We start from the raw sequence: 17,004 nt of genomic DNA, 5'->3' as shown, positions 1-17,004 counted from the left end.
TACCTGGCCGAGCTTCATGCCTCAGCCCCGCACTATGTCCTGCCTCATCGGCGAGAGGAGCGTATTTATCCTCGCGCCATCCGGCTCAAATCACCGAAGTATCCGATCAGAAATAAAAATGCCAGTCAGCTTAACTGACTGGCATTAGGCGCAAGGGCCGGTTTATTTTTGTCCGAGATTTGCGTCGTGAGGGCCGGCCTCATCGCGAGCAGGCTCGCTCCTACAATTGGAATGCGTTCCCCTGTAGGAGCGAGCCTGCTCGCGATAGGGCCATCAGCCCCACCATAAAAACATCAGGCTGCCGCGAAACGCTTGTCCAGATAATCAATGATCACCTTGGACTCATACATCCAGGTGGTCTGGCCATTCTCTTCAATGCGCAGGCACGGCACCTTGATCTTGCCGCCTTGCTCGAGCAAGGTCTGGCGATCCTGTTCGTTGTTCTTCGCATCGCGAAGGGCCACCGGCACATTCAGGCGGCGCAGGGTGCGGCGGGTCTTCACGCAGAACGGGCAGGCGTGGAATTGATACAGCGTCAGGCCCTTGGCAGCCGAGTTGACCTGTGCCTGAACTTCCGCCGGGCGCTGCTTCTTGCCTGGGCGGGTAATGAAGTCAATGAAGATGATCAGTTGGCCAAGGCCGACACGAAGCGCTTTTACGAACACGTTGAAAGCCTCACGGTGCAAACGAAGAAGGGCGCGCAGCTTACCTGATTTTTTGCAGACGAAAAAAAACCAGCGATGAACGCCGGTTTTCTTCGTGCGACGAATTACTTGATGAGGCTGAGGAATTCGCTGCGGGTGGCAGCGTTCTCGCGGAACTCGCCGAGCATCACCGAGGTGATCATCGTCGAATTCTGCTTTTCCACGCCGCGCATCATCATGCACATGTGCTTGGCCTCGATCACCACAGCAACGCCCAGGGCACCGGTGACCTGCTGGACCGCATCGGCAATCTGGCGGCTGAGGTTTTCCTGGATCTGCAGGCGACGGGCGTACATGTCGACGATCCGCGCGACCTTCGACAGGCCCAGGACCTTGCCGCTCGGGATGTAGGCGACGTGAGCCTTGCCGATGAACGGCAGCAGGTGGTGTTCGCACAACGAGTACAACTCGATGTCCTTGACCAGCACCATTTCGCTGTTGTCGGAGCTGAACAGGGCACCGTTGGTGACCTCTTCCAGTGTCTGTTCATAGCCGCGGCAGAGGTACTGCATGGCTTTGGCGGCACGTTTTGGCGTGTCGAGCAGGCCTTCGCGGGAAACGTCCTCGCCGAGCTGACCGAGGATCGCCGTGTAATTCTGTTCCAGGGACATGAAACTACCTGTGGGATTTTACGCAAAGGGCAAGGGTACGGTGACGGACACGACGCTGCAAGCGTGACGCGTCAGCTTTACTCGTCGCGACCTTCCATCATGGTGCGTTTGAGCATCACATAAACCGCGCCGGCACCGCCGTGTTTCGCCTGGCACGAGGTGAAGCCTAGCACCTGTGGATGCTGGCGCAGCCAGGTGTTGACGTGGCTTTTGATCATCGGCCGCTTGCCGTCAAGGCGAACAGCCTTGCCATGGGTGACGCGCACGCAGCGGATTTCGAATTTGGTGGCTTCGGCCAGGAACGCCCAGAGGGTTTCCCGGGCCTTTTCCACGCTCATACCGTGCAGGTCGAGACTGCCCTCGAACGGAATCTGTCCGATCTTGAGCTTGCGCATCTGGCTTTCCTGCACGCCATCGCGAGCCCACATCAGCTCGTCTTCAGGGCCGACGTCGATGACGAACTGATCAGACAGCCCGTCAACGGTGGTGGATTCGGTGCGTACGGTGGCCGCTAGACGCAGCTTGGCAATCTGCGCGCGGTCAGCCTTGGGTTTGCCGGTTTCAGCGCGATCGTGCTTGATCGGCTTGACGCCTTGGATCGCGCTTTTGAACAGGGAAAAATCGTCGTCTTGCATGTCAGCCTCCGCGAAGGGCGGCCAGTTTACCCAACTCGAAGCGAATCGGGCGCGACAAAAACGCGCGCGACGCCAGGCTCAGTCGTGTTTTTTCATCAGGTGCGGCGACATGGCCAGTTCCCGAGACTGCCGCGAGCGACGACGGCAACGGCGCCACAGCCAGACACCGAGGTACAGCACGAACAGGCCGATGGCCAGGATCACGGCAGCACCGGTGCGGCTTGTGTTCAATTCACCCAGGGCGGGTGCGTGGCCGAGCAGGCTGGCGGCACCGGCCATGGCGAGCAACACGCCGCACATCGCCAGCAACGCCGCGAACGTCGCGCCGATTCGAAAACGCCAGTTGCTTTGGCCTTTGGGCCGCAAGCGGCGAGCGTCAAAACCATCGGATAACTTCATTCCGACCTTCCTCAATGGGTATCGGCCCTTCGACCGGGAGTTGACCGGGATGTTCCTGAGGCTAAGACAATTACGGCAAATGGGAGGCTTTTGCGGATGAGCGGCGTTCCAGGCCGCTCATTGAGCGTCGATCAGATCAGTTCGCGGGTCAGCGCGAGGGTGGCGAAGTTGTCGCCCATGATCGCCATTTCCGTCTGATGAACGTGTGCGGCACTGAGCACGCCGCCCTTGTAGGGCAGGTCGCGGGTGGCGCAGGCGTCTTCCACCAGGGTGCAGCGAAAGCCCAGGTTCTTGGCGGCGCGCACCGTGGTGCTGACGCTGGAATGGCTCATGAAACCGCAGACGATCAGGTCAAGGGCACCGAGGTCTTCCAGGCGTTTTGCCAGTTCGGTGCCGTGAAACGCGCTTGGCAACAATTTGCCGATGACGGTTTCATCGCTCTGTGGCTCCAGGCCCGGAATGAACTCACCACCTACACCCTGGGGGTTGAACAACCCGCCGAGCGTGCCGAGGTGGCGGACATGCACGATCGGCCGGCCGGCGGCGCGGGCAGCGGCGAGCAGTTGCTTGATGTTCGCGACAGCTTCATCCATGCCGCTCAGGGCCAGGGGACCGCTGAGGTATTCTTTCTGGGCATCGATGATGACCAGTGTGGCATGGCTCAGATTGGCCGCTGCATAACCGCGGCCGCTGAGTTGAAACATCGTTTTTGGAACAGACATTCTGGGGCTCCTTGGAGTGGGGCTTTTGCGCTATTGTCCTCTGGCTGAGCGGTTCTGTGAATCGCTACGATCACAGGTGCCGTCGTTGCTGGCCTGTAGCCTTGTCAATAGTCACGTTTTGTTCAATAGCCTAGCGAAAAAATGGATAACTCCTACATTTGAATCGGTAGTTTCCCGCGTCGTCGTGACGTCGTTTGACTGGTAGAATCGCCCGTCGATTTTTCTGGAGTTTGCCGTCGTGATCACTTCCCGCCTTCGCACCCTGCGTGACCATATCCGTTGGGCCGTCAGCCGCTTCCATGGGGAGGATCTATTTTTCGGCCATGGCACTGACAACGCCTGGGACGAAGCCCGGCAATTGGTGTTGGGCGCGCTGCACCTGCCGTGGGAAATCGCCGACAGCTACCTCGACTGTAATCTGGAAGAGGACGAAGTAGTTCACCTGCAGCTTTTGCTCAAGCGCCGCGTCGAAGAGCGGGTGCCTACCGCGTATCTGCTGGGCGAGGCCTGGTTCTGTGGCATGTCGTTCATCGTCGATGAGCGCGTTTTGATCCCGCGTTCACCTATCGGCGAGTTGATCGAAAACCGTTTTACCCCGTGGCTGGCTACCGAGCCGGCGCGGATTCTCGACCTGTGCACCGGTTCCGGCTGCATCGGCATCGCCTGCGCCTACGAGTTCCAGCATGCCGAAGTGGTGTTGGCGGACCTGTCGTTCGAAGCACTGGAAGTGGCCAATCAGAACATCGAGCGCCATGGTGTCGATGAGCGCGTGTACACGGTGCAGGGCGACGGTTTCGAGGGTTTGCCGGGGCAGCGTTTCGACCTGATCGTGTCGAACCCGCCCTACGTCGATGCGGAAGATTTCGCCGACATGCCGGACGAATACCAGCACGAACCGGAATTGGGCCTGGCCTGTGGTGATGACGGTTTGAACCTGGTGCGGCGCATGCTCGCCGAGGCGGCGGATCATCTGACCGAGAAGGGCTTGCTGATTGTCGAAGTGGGCAACAGCCAGGTGCACGTCGAGGCGTTGTACCCGGAAGTCGACTTCGCCTGGCTGGAGTTCGAGCGTGGCGGCCATGGTGTGTTCATGCTGAGCGCGCAGCAATGCCGTGAGCATCAGGCGTTGTTTGCTTCCCGCGTCTGACCGGGCATTTGTGGCGAGGGGGCTTGTCGGAGCGCCGAACCGCCCCGTTCGAGCGCGAAGCGGTCGTAAAACAGCTACCACAGGCTTACCTGGATAAATCTGGTGGGAGGGTTCAGGGCTGCTTTGCAGCCCAACGGGGGCAAGCCCCCTCGCCACAAAGTGCAGTAACTCAAGCCTTCAGCGGTGCGTGGCAATCCAGATCAACAACCCCGCCTGAAACACCGCAAACGCCACCAGGCAGGTGATGGTGAATCGCAGCCCGGCGTCTTCGCGTTTGTACTTGCTGACTTTCTCTTCGTGTTTCTTGAGTTTGACTTCCTGCTCGGCCAGGTTCTGCTCGGCTTGCTGGAGCATCTGCGCCGCCTCGAGAATTTCCACGACCTGCAGTTTTTCGCTGTTCCAGTCGCCAGAAAGGTCGCCGACCTTGACCGGCTTGACGCTGCCTTTCAAATGCTGGGCATCGGCATACACCACGTCGAAACCGTGCGCATGCAAAAAATGATCGCGGCGCAGGCGGGTGTCTTCGTTCAGTGCATCCTTGTTGTTCAGGTCAAAGCCGTCGACGGTGTAGGTCGGCCAGCGCTTTTTCGCCCAGTTGATGCCCTGGGCCGCCATGTAGCGGCCAATGCCACGGTTCAGCGGTTCGATCTGCAAACCGCTTTCCGGTCCGAAATGCACGCGTTTTTCGGCGTGATCGACCCACACGTCCAGATGATTCTGTTCCTTGCGTACGCGCTGACTGGGCAGGGTGATGCTCATGCGCATCAGGCTGCGTTCCTTGTCGTTGCGTTCGGCATAGCCTAATTCGACAAAGCGCAATGGGCGTCCACCGGTGTTGCGGTCTGTCTGCAATGGCGCCAGACGGAGCATCTTGTGGTGCTCGACGTGGACGTCCGCCCAGGGCAGCTCGACCGCTGGCGGTGCGTCTTTTTCAGCGCTGGTGTCGGGTGAAGTCTGGGTGTCAGTCATAACGGCGAGATCCTGTCCAAGCTCAGCTTGTCGCCAACCAATGTGTTGGCGACAAAGGCTTATCGGCCGCTTTTTTCAAGACTGGAGGTTAACTGGCGCGAAGTCCGTCAATAAAACCGAGGATTCGCGTGCCCAGTTCCGCCGCCAGGGGCAACTGCGGGTCCTTATAGGAGGCCATCTGGCGTTTGACGTCGTTGGGCACGATGCGCATGACATGGTTCATGCCCTCGATCAGCGCCAGTTCGGCGTCCGGCTTGGCCGCCTTGAGCAGCCTTGCGTCATTGACGCCGACCTGGATGTCGTTGCTGCCCTGAATGATCAGCGCCGGCATCTTCAGCCTGGCAAACGCCGCGGCCGGGTCCTGGCGGAACAGGGAAATCAGGTAAGGCTGCACGCTCGGGCGGAAAATCGCTTGCAAGGGTGGCGGCACATTGTCGTCGGTTTTCCCGGCCTTGAGGCTGTCGAGCAGTTCATTGCTGCGTAGCATCAGCGGTGGGGGCAGGCGATTGCCCAGTTGCTCGCGAATGACCTGATCCACCGGCCTTGCGCTACCCGAGACAGAAATCACCGCGTCGGCATCGATGTCCGGGGCAGCGAGGCTGGCGATCAAGGCGCCTTCGCTGTGACCGAGCACAATCAATTGGCCGAAACGCGGATCGGTCTTGAGCTTGCGGCCCCAGGCCTGGGCGTCGCCCACGTAGGCGTCCACCGTCAGATTGCGTTCATCCGGGGTCGCGGCCAGGCTCGCCGCCACGCCGCGCTTGTCGTAGCGCACGCTGGCGATGTTGTGTTTGGCCAGCACCCAGGCCAGGCGCTTGAGGCTGTCATTGCGCCCGCCGTCGGTGTTGTTTCCGTCACGGTCCGTAGGGCCGGAACCGGAAATGATCAGGACAACCGGCACCGGATTGTCGGATTTTGGTAGCAACAGGGAGCCGAAAAGCTCGCCGGTGCCCGTATCCAGTGTGATAGGTCGTTGCAGGACGGTCGCCTGGGCGAAGCCGGAAATCAGGGTAAGGCTCAAGGCTAGAACTCGCAGCATCATCGCGCCATCATCAAGAAGATGCCGGTTGGACTCACAGGCACCCATAAGGTTCGAGGATGAACTACTCGGGTAGCCTGCGTATACTGGCGCGCATTACGTATTCAGGTTCATTTCACGGAGCGTCCTGCATGTCCGGCAATACCTACGGCAAGCTGTTCACTGTCACCACCGCGGGCGAAAGCCATGGCCCGGCGTTGGTCGCCATTGTCGATGGCTGCCCGCCGGGGCTGGAGATATCCCTGGAGGATCTGCAGTGTGACCTGGACCGCCGCAAGCCCGGCACCAGCCGCCACACCACCCAGCGCCAGGAAGCCGACGAAGTCGAAATCCTCTCTGGCGTGTTCGAAGGTCGCACCACCGGCTGCCCGATCGGCCTGCTGATCCGCAACACCGACCAGAAGTCCAAGGACTACTCGGCGATCAAGGATCTGTTCCGCCCGGCTCATGCCGACTACACCTACCACCACAAGTACGGTGAGCGCGACTACCGCGGTGGCGGTCGCAGTTCGGCCCGCGAAACCGCGATGCGCGTGGCGGCCGGTGCGATTGCGAAAAAATACCTGGCCAGCCAGGGCATCGTCATTCGCGGCTACATGAGCCAGCTCGGGCCGATCGAAATCCCATTCAAGACCTGGGATTCGGTCCAGCAGAACGCCTTCTTCAGCCCGGACCCGGACAAGGTGCCGGAACTGGAAGCCTACATGGACCAGTTGCGTCGGGACCAGGATTCGGTCGGCGCCAAGATCACCGTGGTCGCCGAAGGCGTGATGCCGGGCCTGGGTGAGCCGATCTTCGACCGCCTCGACGCCGAACTGGCCCATGCGCTGATGAGCATCAACGCGGTCAAGGGTGTGGAAATCGGCGCCGGTTTCGCCAGCGTCGCCCAGCGTGGCACCGAGCACCGCGATGAAATGACCCCGGAAGGTTTCCTCAGCAACAACGCGGGCGGCATTCTCGGCGGCATTTCCTCCGGTCAGCCAATCGTTGCTCACCTGGCGTTGAAGCCAACCTCGAGCATCACCACGCCGGGCCGCTCCATCGACATCCATGGCAACCCGGTGGAAGTGATCACCAAGGGCCGCCACGATCCGTGCGTCGGCATCCGCGCCACGCCGATTGCCGAGGCGATGATGGCCATCGTGCTGATGGATCATCTGCTGCGCCACCGTGGGCAGAATGCCGATGTGCGTGTGAGCACGCCGGTGCTGGGTCAGCTGTAAATGGCTGACTTCATGGTCGCAGCCGTCTGATGGCGACTGCGGCGCTCCCGTACTGGCGGCTCTCCAGTTTCTATCTGTTCTATTTCGCCTTGCTCGGTTCGACAGCGCCGTTTCTGGCGCTGTATTTCGATCACCTGGGTTTCAGCGCCGCGCGCATCGGCGAGCTGGTGGCGATCCCGATGTTGATGCGCTGCGTGGCACCGAACATCTGGGGCTGGCTGGGCGACTACACCGGTCGGCGGCTGGCCATCGTGCGCTTTGGCGCGGTGTGCACGCTGCTGACCTTTTCGCTGATTTTCGTCAGCAAGACCTACGCCTGGCTGGCGATGGTCATGGCCTTGCATGCGTTCTTCTGGCACGCGGTGTTGCCGCAGTTCGAAGTCATCACCCTGGCGCACTTACAAGGGCAGACCTCACGCTACAGCCAGATTCGCCTGTGGGGCTCGATCGGTTTCATCATCACCGTGGTCGCGCTGGGCCGTTTGTTCGAATGGCTGAGCCTGGACATCTATCCGGCGGCGCTGGTGCTGATCATGGTCGGCATCGTGATCAGCAGCCTTTGGGTGCCCAATGCCCAGCCGGCGCCGGGCAACCGGGTGACGGGGGAAGGATTCCTCAAGCAATTGCGCAGCCCCGGCGTGTTGGCGTTTTACGGCTGCGTGGCGCTGATGCAGATGAGCCACGGGCCTTATTATACGTTCTTGACGCTGCATCTTGAGCACCTGGGTTACAGCCGTGGTGTGATCGGCATGCTCTGGGCGGTGGGGGTGGTCGCCGAAGTTTTGATGTTCTTGGCCATGAGCAAAATCCTCGCGCGGTTTTCCCTGCGCCGGGTGCTGATGGCGAGTTTTCTGCTGGCGGCATTGCGCTGGTTGCTGCTCGGGTCGTTGGCCGAATTCCTTTGGGTATTGCTGTTTGCCCAGGTGCTGCACGCGGCGACATTTGGCAGCTTTCACGCCGCTGCCATTTCATTCGTGCAACGTAGCTTCGGCGCGCGCCAGCAAGGCCAGGGCCAGGCGCTGTATGCCGCATTGGCCGGCACCGGCGGTGCGTTGGGCGCGCTGTATTCCGGCTACAGCTGGAATGCCCTCGGCGCGGCATGGACATTCAGTATTGCCAGTCTCGCAGCCGTCGCGGCTGCCGTTATCATTGCCACACGCATGCAAGAGGACAGGCCATGAGCCTTACCCGTGAACAACTCGCCCAGGAAATCATCGACGCCGGGCGTTTTCTGTATGGCCGCGGCTGGTCGCCGGCCACCAGTAGCAATTACTCGACCCGCCTGTCGCCGACCGAAGCCTTGCTGACCGTGTCCGGCAAGCACAAGGGGCAACTGGGCATGGACGATGTGCTGGCCACTGACCTGTCGGGCAACAGCCTGGAGCCGGGCAAGAAACCGTCCGCCGAAACCCTGTTGCACACCCAACTCTACACCTGGCGCCCGGAGATCGGTGCGGTGCTGCACACCCACTCGGTGAACGCCACCGTGCTGTCGCGCCTGACGCCGCAAGACTTCATCGAATTCGAAGACTACGAACTGCAAAAGGCCTTCAGCGGTGTGACGACCCACGAATCCCGGGTGCGCGTGCCGATTTTCGACAACGACCAGGACATTGCGCGACTGGCCGCCAAGGTGCAGCCTTGGCTCGACGCCCATCCCGATTGCGTCGGCTACCTGATCCGTGGCCATGGCCTCTACACCTGGGGCGCGCGCATGAGCGATGCCCTGCGGCAGATCGAGGCCTTTGAATTTTTGTTCGAGTGCGAGTTGAAGGTGCGCTCGCTCTTTAAAGCATGAACTGTTAAGGAGTTGCCCTGATGAGCAGCCTGTCCGTCTATCACGTCTCCAGCCCTGAAATCCCCAACAAGGTGCTGACCCATTTCGAAGACATCGCCTCGACCCTGGCCGAGCAGGGCGTGCGTTTCGACCGCTGGCAAGCGGCGGCGAAGATCCAGCCGGGCGCCACTCAGGAAGAAGTGATTGCCGCCTACCAGGAACAAATTGACAAGCTGATGACCGAGCACGGTTACGTCACTGTCGACGTGATCAGCCTCAACAGCGATCACCCGCAAAAAGCCGAACTGCGTGCCAAATTCCTCGACGAACATCGCCACGGCGAAGATGAAGTACGATTTTTCGTCGCCGGCCGTGGCCTGTTTACCCTGCACATCGACGATTACGTCTACGCGGTGCTCTGTGAGAAAAACGACCTGATCTCGGTGCCGGCTGGTACCAAACACTGGTTCGACATGGGCGAACATCCGCATTTCGTCGCGATCCGTCTGTTCAACAACTCGGAAGGCTGGGTGGCCAATTTCACCGGCGAAGACATCGCCAGCCAATTCCCGCGCCTGGAGGACTGAGTCGATGCCGATCAAAGCGATTCTCACCGACATCGAAGGCACCACCAGCGCGGTGAGTTTTGTGTTCGACGTGCTGTTCCCCTATGCCGCCAAACATCTGCCGGCGTTTGTCCGTCAGCAGGCCGAGCGCGCTGACGTGGCCGAACAACTGGCCGCCGTGCGCCGCGACAGCAATGAACCGAATGCCGATGTCGAACGGGTCATCGAAATCCTGTTGGGCTGGATCGCTGAAGACCGCAAGGCCACGCCGTTGAAAGCGTTGCAGGGCATGGTCTGGGAGCAGGGCTATCAGGCCGGGCAGTTGAAGGGGCACGTGTACCCGGACGCCGTTGAAGTGCTCAAGCGCTGGCATCAGGACGGCTTTCAACTGTTTGTTTACTCGTCCGGCTCGATCCAGGCCCAGCGGCTGATCTTCGGCTGCTCGGAGGCGGGGGATCTCACGCCGTTGTTCAGTGGTTACTTCGATACGACGTCAGGGCCCAAGCGCGAGGCGCAGTCCTACGCCAACATCAGCCAGGCGATCAGCATTGAGGCGGGGCAGATTCTGTTTCTGTCGGACATCGTCGAAGAACTCGACGCGGCGCGCACGGCGGGGATGGCTACGTGCGGGCTGGCTCGCGAGGGCGGCGAACTGGCGGGGCATGTCACCGTGGACAGTTTTGCGCGGATAAATCCTGCTGCCTTCTAAGCACTACACAACTTGTAGGAGCGAGCCTGCTCGCGATAGCGGAGTGTCAGTCAACATCAATGTTGAATGACAGATCGCTATCGCGAGCAGGCTCGCTCCCACAGAGTTTTTCCCACATTTTCTACAGCGAGTGATAGGTCGGCAGGGCAAACCGTTGCTGGCTCTGCAGCATCGAAATCTGCGGCAGTTCACTGGCTTGTTCGGCGAGGTCGCGGCGAATCGCGCTGATGACCCACGTCAGTTGGTCGCCATTGTGCAATTGCTGGTAGGAAATCGAGCGCTTGAACACTTTGCCTTCGCCGCCGCTCAGGGTCAGCAGGATCCCGCCGTCAGGACGGGCCTGGGTGGTGACTTCGAAGTTGGAGAACAGGGACGAAAATTTTTCCTGAATCAGGTTCATGTCTTTCAGCTCCGTTGGCTCTTGAATAGCAAGCATACGGAGAGGGTTGCAGTGATTGTGCCAGCCTTGGTTGTTTATAAATAACCTTATAAAACAACAAATTAGTATCTATGGTGATTTTTGCTTTCGTGCATTCTGCATGAACGGCCATCGTGCATCCTGCATTTTGCGCGGTCGCTCGGCGATTCGATGGAACCATTGCGTGTGCGTGGGTTCAGGATCGGCCCTGTATCAACAGCGGATCAGATCGCAGATCAAGATCGCAGATACAAAACATTTCAAAAACCGCGTGTACAGCTCAAGAACCGTTGACGTATTTTCGGCCTCAGTCATCGCAGCCCGACAATAAAAAGATCGAACGGGAGCAACATGAGTCGCACGTCGAACGACACGATTACCTGGGGCATGATGCTCCGCAAGCTGCCTTCCATTGCCAAGGCCATCCCCCGGGTGGTGAAGGGCATGAAGGCCGCCAACGTCAAGGACCCGACCCAAGCGTGTGGTTTGGGCTGGAGTTTCGAGCAAGCCACGTTGCGCAACCCGGATGGCCCGGCGCTGTTGCAAGGCGATGTAACGCTCAGTTACTCCGAGGTCAACCAATGGGCCAATCGCATCGCCCATCACCTGATCGGCCAAGGCATCGGCAAGGGTGATGTGGTGGCGGTCTTCATCGAGAACCGCCCGGAACTGCTGGTGACGATCCTGGCGGTGGCCAAGGTCGGGGCGATCAGTGCGCTGCTCAATACCTCGCAGACCCGCGATACCCTGGTGCACAGTGTGAATCTGGTGGCGCCGGTGGCGATCATTGTCGGTGAGGAGCTGGTCCCGGCGTACCTGACGGTGCGTGATCGGGTATCGATCAAGGCTGCGCGAACCTGGTTCGTCGCCGATCAGGACACCTCTCGCCAACCCGGTATCGCGCCCGAAGGTTTCATCAACCTGATGACCGTCAGTCTCGATGATGCCAGCGACAACCCGGCCAGTAGCCGGCAGATTTTCTTCGACGATCCCTGCTTTTACATCTACACCTCGGGCACCACGGGGCTGCCCAAGGCGGGCGTGTTCAAGCACGGACGCTGGATGCGCAGCTCGGCGAGCTTCGGCATGATCGCCCTGGACATGCGCCCGGACGATGTCGTCTATTGCACCTTGCCGCTGTACCACGCCACGGGCCTTTGCGTGTGCTGGGGTTCGGCCGTCAGCGGTGCCAGTGGGTTCGCCATCCGCCGCAAATTCAGCGCCAGTCAGTTCTGGAACGACGCGCGCAAGTACCGGGCGACCACCATCGGTTATGTCGGCGAACTGTGCCGCTACCTGGTCGATCAACCGCCCGGCGCCGACGACAGCCGGCACGATGTGAAGAAAATGATCGGCAACGGCTTGCGTCCCGGCGCCTGGAACGAGTTCAAGACCCGCTTTGCGGTGAATCACATCTGCGAGCTGTACGCCGCCAGCGACGGCAACATCGGTTTCACCAACATTCTCAATTTCGACAACACCATCGGTTTTTCCCTGATGTCCTGGGAACTGGTCGCATACGACCACGACAGCGGCGCACCGATTCGTGAGGCCAATGGCCTGATGCGCAAGGTCGCCAAGGGCGAGCAGGGGTTGTTGCTGGCAAAAATCGACGACAAGGCACCCCTGGACGGCTACACCGATCCGCAGAAAACCGCCAAGGTCGTGCTTGAGGATGTGTTCGAAAAGGGCGACCGCTACTTCAACACCGGCGACCTGTTGCGCAACATCGGCTTTGGGCATGCGCAGTTTGTCGACCGCTTGGGTGACACCTACCGCTGGAAGGGCGAAAACGTCTCGACCACTGAGGTCGAAAACATCCTCCTGCAACACCCGCTTATTTCCGAAGCCGTGGCCTATGGCGTGGAAATCCGCAACACCAATGGCCGGGCCGGGATGGCGGCGATCACTCCGGCCGAATCCCTGGCAACCCTGGACTTCAGTGAGCTGCTGGCCTTCGCCCGCGAGCAAATGCCGGCCTATGCGGTGCCGTTGTTCCTGCGGGTGAAAGTGAAAATGGAAACCACCGGGACGTTCAAATATCAGAAGACCCGACTCAAGGACGAGGCCTTCGACCCGGGTAAAACCGGCGATGACCCGATCTATGCCTGGCTGCCAGGGACGCAGACTTACGTGCAGGTCACGGAGCAGTTGTTGTCCGACATTCACGGCGGCAAGTACCGCTATTGAATCTGGCTATGGCGGTCCATGAGAAAAAACAAGTGACAGTGCCGGGGGCGCTCGGGAAACTGTCGGCTTTTACGAATGACAGAAAAGGGAGTGCCCAATGTCAGACAAAAGCCGCCAGATGACCCCCGAAGAAGCCGCCGAATTCACCGAACAGGTATTCAACAAGGCACGGGAGGGCGATGCGGCAATGATGGCCGCGCTGCTGACCAAGGGTTTGCCGCCGAACCTGCGCAACCACAAGGGCGATACCTTGCTGATGCTGGCCGCTTATCACGGTCATGTGGACACGGTAAAAGTACTGCTGGAGCACAAGGCCGATCCGGAGATCCGCAACGACAACGGCCAGAGCCCGATTGCCGGCGCCGCCTTCAAGGGCGACCTGGCGGTGATCAAGGCCTTGGTCGACGGCGGCGCCCAGGTTGAAGGCTCGTCCTTCGATGGCCGCACGGCGCTGATGATGGCGGCGATGTTCAACCGCGTCGAAGTGGTCGATTACCTGATCAGCAAGGGCGCTGACCCGAAAGCCAAGGACGCCAATGGCATCACCGCGCTGGAGGCGGCCAAGACCATGGGTGCTTCCGATACCGTTGCGCAGCTTGAAAAATTGCTGGGCTGATGTTGAACCCTGTGGCGAGGGGGCTTTTGTGGCGAGGGGGCTTGCCCCCGTTGGGGCGCGAAGCGGCCCTGATACCTGCGACTGCGATTATCCAGGTCCACCGCGGCTGCCGGGGTCACGACTGCTTCGCAGCCGAACGGGGCGGTGCGGCGTCCCGACAAGCCCCCTCGCCACAGGTCCGCATTTCACTCATTAATGCGCTATCCTTCGCGTCCTCAAAATTCACCTCGCTACAGGATCCTCCCCATGAAAGCCGCACTCGTCGAACTCATCAGCAAAATCAGCTCCGGGTGCATGGGCGAAGATGAAATCCTCAAGGTCGCGGATGAAGCGGCGCAGGCCTACGCCGATCAGGATGCTTTCCTGACAGCCAATCCGGACATCAACTACGACGAAACCTTCCCGATCCCGCTGGGTGAGTGGGTGGTGGTCGGCAGCCTGCCGGAAACGGTGCTGTTCCAGGCTGACACCTACGTGGACCTGTTCGCCCAGATCGTCGCCTCCTTCGGCCCGGGGGTGGAGTTCAATCTCAAGCCCAAGCAACTGGCCAAGACCGAAGCCCTGACCGCGCTCAACCGCATCCAGGTGCAGATGAGCAGCATGAACAAGGAAGGCGGTGGCTACACGCTGATGAATTTCAGCCAGTTGCTCGATGACGAGTTGCAGGTGGTCCTGGTCTACGGCAATGACCTGCCACGGGTGCTGGAATTGTGCGCAGAGGTCGGCATCACAGCGGCGCCATCCCTGGAAGCCCTGAAAGTGGCGATCCACGTCTGATCCAGACACTGTCAATAAAAAGGAATCCTCGCGACGACCGTCTATCCTGAGGGGGCATATCACTCTTTGGGAGCGTCACCATGGGTTCCACGTTCAACAGCCTGGTTGCCTTGATCATTTTTGTCCTGGACATCTGGGCCATCATCAACGTCTTCAAAAGTAGCGCCGAGACCGGGATGAAAATCCTCTGGGTACTGCTGATCGCGCTGTTGCCGGTGCTGGGATTGATCATCTGGGCCATCGCCGGGCCGCGGGGCAACGTCAAACTCTGAACAGGCGACACGGAACCTGTGGGTACTTCGATGACGAAGGTTCGACCTGTCATGTTCCGCGACGTAGAATGCGCGCCTTTCCCGGTCAATCGAGACGCTCGATTGGCCATCATGGGCGGGTAACCGTCCGTTGCCACCCGCATTCATCGGAGCACTTCCCATGAGCAACACCCCGACCAGCGACTACCTGGAAACCCTCTACGAAGGCTACGGCCAGCGTTTTCGCATGGAAAAGCTGCTGCACGAAGTGCGCACCGAGCACCAGCACCTGGTGATCTTCGAAAACCCGCGCATGGGCCGGGTCATGGCGCTGGACGGTGTGATCCAGACCACCGAAGCCGACGAATTCATCTACCACGAAATGCTGACCCACGTGCCGATCCTGGCGCATGGTGCTGCCAAGCGCGTGCTGATCATCGGCGGCGGCGACGGCGGCATGTTGCGTGAAGTGGCCAAGCACCGCAGCGTCGAGCACATCACCATGGTCGAGATCGACGGCACCGTGGTCGACATGTGCAAGGAATTCCTGCCGAACCACTCCAAGGGCGCGTTCGATGATCCACGCCTGAACCTGGTGATCGACGACGGCATGCGTTTCGTCGCCACCACCACTGAAAAGTTCGACGTGATCATTTCCGACTCCACCGACCCGATCGGCCCGGGTGAAGTGCTGTTCTCGGAAAACTTCTACCAGGCCTGCCACCGTTGCCTGAACGAAGGCGGCATCCTGGTGACCCAGAACGGCACGCCGTTCATGCAGATCGAAGAAGTGAAGACCACCGCCGGTCGCCTGCGCAGCCTGTTCCCGGACTGGCACTTCTACCAGGCCGCCGTGCCGACCTACATCGGTGGCTCGATGACCTTCGCCTGGGGCGCCAGCAATACCGCTTATCGCAAGTTGTCCCGCGAAACCCTGCAACAGCGCTTCACGGGCAGTGGCATCGTCACCCGCTACTACAATCCTGAAATCCACATCGGCGCCTTCGCCTTGCCGCAATACGTATTGCAGGCAGTGAACAAGCCAAGTAACGACTGATCTTTCAGTCCACGCACCAAACCTGTGGGAGCGGGCTTGCTCGCGAAGAGGGTGTATCAGTCAGCAATTCAGTCAACTGACACACCGCTTTCGCGAGCAAGGCGGAACAATTAGCCAGCTAACAAGGTCGAGATAGAGGTAAACCCATTCATGGGTTTTATCGAGGAGGCACCAATGCAAAAGTGGAAAGTCACTTTCGTGGATGATCATGGCGAAACCATCAACGAGGTCTTTGAGTGCACCGAGCGCCCGGACTACGAGCGTGCCGCCAAGCTCATCAAGGCCCGGCTTCTTCCTGTCGCCGCCGAACTGGATCTGAACGATCTGGAAGGGCGGACCAGTGACGCAAGCGTCAAAGAGCTCAAGTCCCAGAACAGCATTCAAATCCTCGGCATTACTCCAATCTGAACGGCACCTGTCGCATTCACATCCAGGCCTTGGCAGAGGCTCTATCTTGAGGCTACTCTGCAAGCGAGATCAGCGAATGAATCGCTAAGGTCTGGTCTTGTCAGCTCCATGCTTGTTTCCCGCCGGCACATCGGTTGCCGTCGCTCGCGCTGTTCGGTTGCGGGTGAGGGAGTACGGAAAGTCTATCCATCGTTTTGAGGAGGACGTTTCATGAGCACAGCCTATCAAGAAGACATCAGCAGCAGCGTGCTGCGCCGCATGAAAGAAGGCGGTTTTGACTTTTCGCGGTTTCATCCCATCGAGTTCTACGCCATTTTCCCGGACGAGGAGCGGGCACGCAGGGCGGCAGGTCATTTCCACCGTGGTGAATCCCTGGATGCGCAAGTCAGTGTGCGCGACGACGGCGCCTGGGCGCTGGAGCTGTGCAAGGTCATGTATGCCACCTACGACGATATCGGCGACTTCGAACAGGGTTTCGAAGCAGTGGTCGAGCCTCTGGGCGGCATCATCGAAGGCTGGGGTGTGAAACAGGAGGTACGAGGGCGACTCGCATAACCTTATGAACAGTGACAACCAGCAATGACGGCTGACCTTCGGGTTGGCCGTTTTCGTTTGTGCGCCAGGCATGGCGCGTTGCGCGTAAGCGCAACCAGCTTGGTTGTGGTGGCCTCGCTGGTGACTTGGAGGTGAAAGTCCTCTACACACCCGGCAAGGGGAAGTGTTAGCCAGAGGCAAGGGTGTCGCGGGTGACTGCGAATCTGAAGGAAGCCCGAGGCAAACTGCTGG

The 17,004-nt window shown here is 59.9% G+C and carries 21 protein-coding genes; 13 read left to right on the top strand and 8 right to left on the bottom strand.

Going from position 1 to position 17,004, the window contains the following annotated elements; genetic code table 11:
• Positions 1-293: 293 nt before the first annotated feature.
• The 5 genes from KGB07_RS23860 to KGB07_RS23840 form a co-directional block, all read right to left on the bottom strand.
• Complete coding sequence (locus KGB07_RS23860; protein WP_046042961.1) at positions 294-665, bottom strand: glutathione S-transferase N-terminal domain-containing protein; 372 nt, start codon at positions 663-665, stop codon at positions 294-296.
• 104 nt (positions 666-769) lie between these two features.
• The gene (gene folE / locus KGB07_RS23855; RefSeq protein ID WP_007988130.1) at positions 770-1,315 is read right to left on the bottom strand and encodes a GTP cyclohydrolase I FolE; all 546 of its coding nucleotides are present in this window, start codon (positions 1,313-1,315) and stop codon (positions 770-772) included.
• Between the two features lie 77 nt (positions 1,316-1,392).
• Positions 1,393-1,950, bottom strand: coding sequence for a Smr/MutS family protein (locus KGB07_RS23850; RefSeq protein ID WP_007988128.1), 558 nt, complete (start codon positions 1,948-1,950; stop codon positions 1,393-1,395).
• A 78-nt stretch (positions 1,951-2,028) separates the two neighbouring features.
• Positions 2,029-2,349 carry a hypothetical protein gene (locus KGB07_RS23845; protein WP_008048404.1) on the bottom strand — a complete coding sequence of 107 codons (321 nt, stop codon included), beginning with the start codon at positions 2,347-2,349 and terminating at the stop codon, positions 2,029-2,031.
• Between the two features lie 131 nt (positions 2,350-2,480).
• A complete protein-coding gene (locus KGB07_RS23840) occupies positions 2,481-3,071 on the bottom strand; it encodes a cysteine hydrolase family protein (RefSeq protein ID WP_046042958.1) in 591 nt (196 codons plus the stop codon).
• A gap of 238 nt (positions 3,072-3,309) precedes the next feature.
• Between KGB07_RS23840 and prmB the strand changes: the two genes are divergently transcribed.
• Entirely contained in the window at positions 3,310-4,218 is a 909-nt protein-coding gene (prmB, locus tag KGB07_RS23835) for a 50S ribosomal protein L3 N(5)-glutamine methyltransferase (protein WP_046042957.1), read from the top strand.
• 177 nt (positions 4,219-4,395) lie between these two features.
• On the opposite strand, the gene KGB07_RS23830 is transcribed toward prmB, so the two are convergent.
• Entirely contained in the window at positions 4,396-5,187 is a 792-nt protein-coding gene (locus KGB07_RS23830) for a hypothetical protein (RefSeq protein WP_046042956.1), read from the bottom strand.
• A gap of 88 nt (positions 5,188-5,275) precedes the next feature.
• Complete coding sequence (locus tag KGB07_RS23825; RefSeq protein ID WP_046042955.1) at positions 5,276-6,274, bottom strand: alpha/beta hydrolase; 999 nt, start codon at positions 6,272-6,274, stop codon at positions 5,276-5,278.
• A gap of 83 nt (positions 6,275-6,357) precedes the next feature.
• Here KGB07_RS23825 and aroC point away from each other — a divergent pair, with 83 nt between their 5' ends.
• The 5 genes from aroC to mtnC are packed head-to-tail and all read left to right on the top strand — an operon-like array spanning position 6,358 to position 10,501.
• Complete coding sequence (aroC, locus tag KGB07_RS23820) at positions 6,358-7,449, top strand: chorismate synthase (RefSeq protein WP_046042953.1); 1,092 nt, start codon at positions 6,358-6,360, stop codon at positions 7,447-7,449.
• A 29-nt stretch (positions 7,450-7,478) separates the two neighbouring features.
• Positions 7,479-8,630: an MFS transporter gene (locus tag KGB07_RS23815; RefSeq protein WP_046042952.1), complete on the top strand. Its 1,152-nt coding sequence runs from the start codon at positions 7,479-7,481 to the stop codon at positions 8,628-8,630.
• Positions 8,627-9,247, top strand: a complete 621-nt coding sequence (locus KGB07_RS23810) for a methylthioribulose 1-phosphate dehydratase (protein WP_046042950.1) — start codon at positions 8,627-8,629, stop codon at positions 9,245-9,247. Before KGB07_RS23815 ends, KGB07_RS23810 begins: the two co-directional genes overlap by 4 nt.
• Positions 9,248-9,267: 20 nt before the next feature.
• Complete coding sequence (locus tag KGB07_RS23805; RefSeq protein ID WP_046042948.1) at positions 9,268-9,813, top strand: 1,2-dihydroxy-3-keto-5-methylthiopentene dioxygenase; 546 nt, start codon at positions 9,268-9,270, stop codon at positions 9,811-9,813.
• Between the two features lie 4 nt (positions 9,814-9,817).
• Complete coding sequence (mtnC, locus tag KGB07_RS23800) at positions 9,818-10,501, top strand: acireductone synthase (protein ID WP_046042947.1); 684 nt, start codon at positions 9,818-9,820, stop codon at positions 10,499-10,501.
• 121 nt (positions 10,502-10,622) lie between these two features.
• Here mtnC and KGB07_RS23795 read toward each other — a convergent pair whose 3' ends face one another.
• The gene (locus tag KGB07_RS23795; RefSeq protein ID WP_046042946.1) at positions 10,623-10,901 is read right to left on the bottom strand and encodes a DUF3509 domain-containing protein; all 279 of its coding nucleotides are present in this window, start codon (positions 10,899-10,901) and stop codon (positions 10,623-10,625) included.
• A 369-nt stretch (positions 10,902-11,270) separates the two neighbouring features.
• On the opposite strand from KGB07_RS23795, the gene KGB07_RS23790 reads away from it, so the two are divergent.
• The 7 genes from KGB07_RS23790 to KGB07_RS23760 all read left to right on the top strand — a co-directional run bounded on the left by KGB07_RS23790 (position 11,271) and on the right by KGB07_RS23760 (position 16,773).
• Positions 11,271-13,109, top strand: coding sequence for a long-chain-acyl-CoA synthetase (locus KGB07_RS23790; RefSeq protein ID WP_223466721.1), 1,839 nt, complete (start codon positions 11,271-11,273; stop codon positions 13,107-13,109).
• A 97-nt stretch (positions 13,110-13,206) separates the two neighbouring features.
• Positions 13,207-13,725, top strand: a complete 519-nt coding sequence (locus KGB07_RS23785) for an ankyrin repeat domain-containing protein (protein ID WP_095945241.1) — start codon at positions 13,207-13,209, stop codon at positions 13,723-13,725.
• A 246-nt stretch (positions 13,726-13,971) separates the two neighbouring features.
• A complete protein-coding gene (locus tag KGB07_RS23780; protein WP_223466720.1) occupies positions 13,972-14,502 on the top strand; it encodes a hypothetical protein in 531 nt (176 codons plus the stop codon).
• Positions 14,503-14,582: 80 nt separating this feature from the next.
• Positions 14,583-14,774, top strand: coding sequence for a PLD nuclease N-terminal domain-containing protein (locus KGB07_RS23775; RefSeq protein WP_046042941.1), 192 nt, complete (start codon positions 14,583-14,585; stop codon positions 14,772-14,774).
• A 160-nt stretch (positions 14,775-14,934) separates the two neighbouring features.
• The gene (speE, locus tag KGB07_RS23770; RefSeq protein ID WP_223466719.1) at positions 14,935-15,810 is read left to right on the top strand and encodes a polyamine aminopropyltransferase; all 876 of its coding nucleotides are present in this window, start codon (positions 14,935-14,937) and stop codon (positions 15,808-15,810) included.
• 174 nt (positions 15,811-15,984) lie between these two features.
• A complete protein-coding gene (locus KGB07_RS23765) occupies positions 15,985-16,218 on the top strand; it encodes a hypothetical protein (RefSeq protein ID WP_046042937.1) in 234 nt (77 codons plus the stop codon).
• A gap of 210 nt (positions 16,219-16,428) precedes the next feature.
• On the top strand, positions 16,429-16,773 hold the full coding sequence (locus tag KGB07_RS23760) for a ribonuclease E inhibitor RraB (protein ID WP_007971898.1): 345 nt from the start codon (positions 16,429-16,431) through the stop codon (positions 16,771-16,773).
• Positions 16,774-17,004: the final 231 nt, after the last annotated feature.

It is taken from the genome of Pseudomonas sp. GL-RE-26 (assembly GCF_019956275.1).
Lineage (GTDB): Bacteria > Pseudomonadota > Gammaproteobacteria > Pseudomonadales > Pseudomonadaceae > Aquipseudomonas > Aquipseudomonas grandcourensis.
Note: the sequence above shows the minus strand (reverse complement) of the source record. Positions and strands in the feature narration are given on the sequence as shown.

Excerpts from the sequence above, each read along its gene's own strand:
- KGB07_RS23805 (WP_046042948.1), top strand. The coding sequence starts at position 9,268 with ATGAGCAGCCTGTCCGTCTATCACGTCTCCAGCCCTGAAATCCCCAAC.
- KGB07_RS23850 (WP_007988128.1), bottom strand. The coding sequence starts at position 1,950 with ATGCAAGACGACGATTTTTCCCTGTTCAAAAGCGCGATCCAAGGCGTC.
- aroC (WP_046042953.1), top strand. The coding sequence starts at position 6,358 with ATGTCCGGCAATACCTACGGCAAGCTGTTCACTGTCACCACCGCGGGC.
- KGB07_RS23840 (WP_046042958.1), bottom strand. The coding sequence starts at position 3,071 with ATGTCTGTTCCAAAAACGATGTTTCAACTCAGCGGCCGCGGTTATGCA.
- folE (WP_007988130.1), bottom strand. The coding sequence starts at position 1,315 with ATGTCCCTGGAACAGAATTACACGGCGATCCTCGGTCAGCTCGGCGAG.
- KGB07_RS23795 (WP_046042946.1), bottom strand. The coding sequence starts at position 10,901 with ATGAACCTGATTCAGGAAAAATTTTCGTCCCTGTTCTCCAACTTCGAA.
- KGB07_RS23815 (WP_046042952.1), top strand. The coding sequence starts at position 7,479 with ATGGCGACTGCGGCGCTCCCGTACTGGCGGCTCTCCAGTTTCTATCTG.
- KGB07_RS23825 (WP_046042955.1), bottom strand. The coding sequence starts at position 6,274 with ATGGGTGCCTGTGAGTCCAACCGGCATCTTCTTGATGATGGCGCGATG.
- KGB07_RS23810 (WP_046042950.1), top strand. The coding sequence starts at position 8,627 with ATGAGCCTTACCCGTGAACAACTCGCCCAGGAAATCATCGACGCCGGG.
- mtnC (WP_046042947.1), top strand. The coding sequence starts at position 9,818 with ATGCCGATCAAAGCGATTCTCACCGACATCGAAGGCACCACCAGCGCG.
- KGB07_RS23785 (WP_095945241.1), top strand. The coding sequence starts at position 13,207 with ATGTCAGACAAAAGCCGCCAGATGACCCCCGAAGAAGCCGCCGAATTC.
- KGB07_RS23760 (WP_007971898.1), top strand. The coding sequence starts at position 16,429 with ATGAGCACAGCCTATCAAGAAGACATCAGCAGCAGCGTGCTGCGCCGC.
- speE (WP_223466719.1), top strand. The coding sequence starts at position 14,935 with ATGAGCAACACCCCGACCAGCGACTACCTGGAAACCCTCTACGAAGGC.
- KGB07_RS23830 (WP_046042956.1), bottom strand. The coding sequence starts at position 5,187 with ATGACTGACACCCAGACTTCACCCGACACCAGCGCTGAAAAAGACGCA.
- KGB07_RS23790 (WP_223466721.1), top strand. The coding sequence starts at position 11,271 with ATGAGTCGCACGTCGAACGACACGATTACCTGGGGCATGATGCTCCGC.
- KGB07_RS23765 (WP_046042937.1), top strand. The coding sequence starts at position 15,985 with ATGCAAAAGTGGAAAGTCACTTTCGTGGATGATCATGGCGAAACCATC.
- KGB07_RS23780 (WP_223466720.1), top strand. The coding sequence starts at position 13,972 with ATGAAAGCCGCACTCGTCGAACTCATCAGCAAAATCAGCTCCGGGTGC.
- KGB07_RS23845 (WP_008048404.1), bottom strand. The coding sequence starts at position 2,349 with ATGAAGTTATCCGATGGTTTTGACGCTCGCCGCTTGCGGCCCAAAGGC.
- KGB07_RS23775 (WP_046042941.1), top strand. The coding sequence starts at position 14,583 with ATGGGTTCCACGTTCAACAGCCTGGTTGCCTTGATCATTTTTGTCCTG.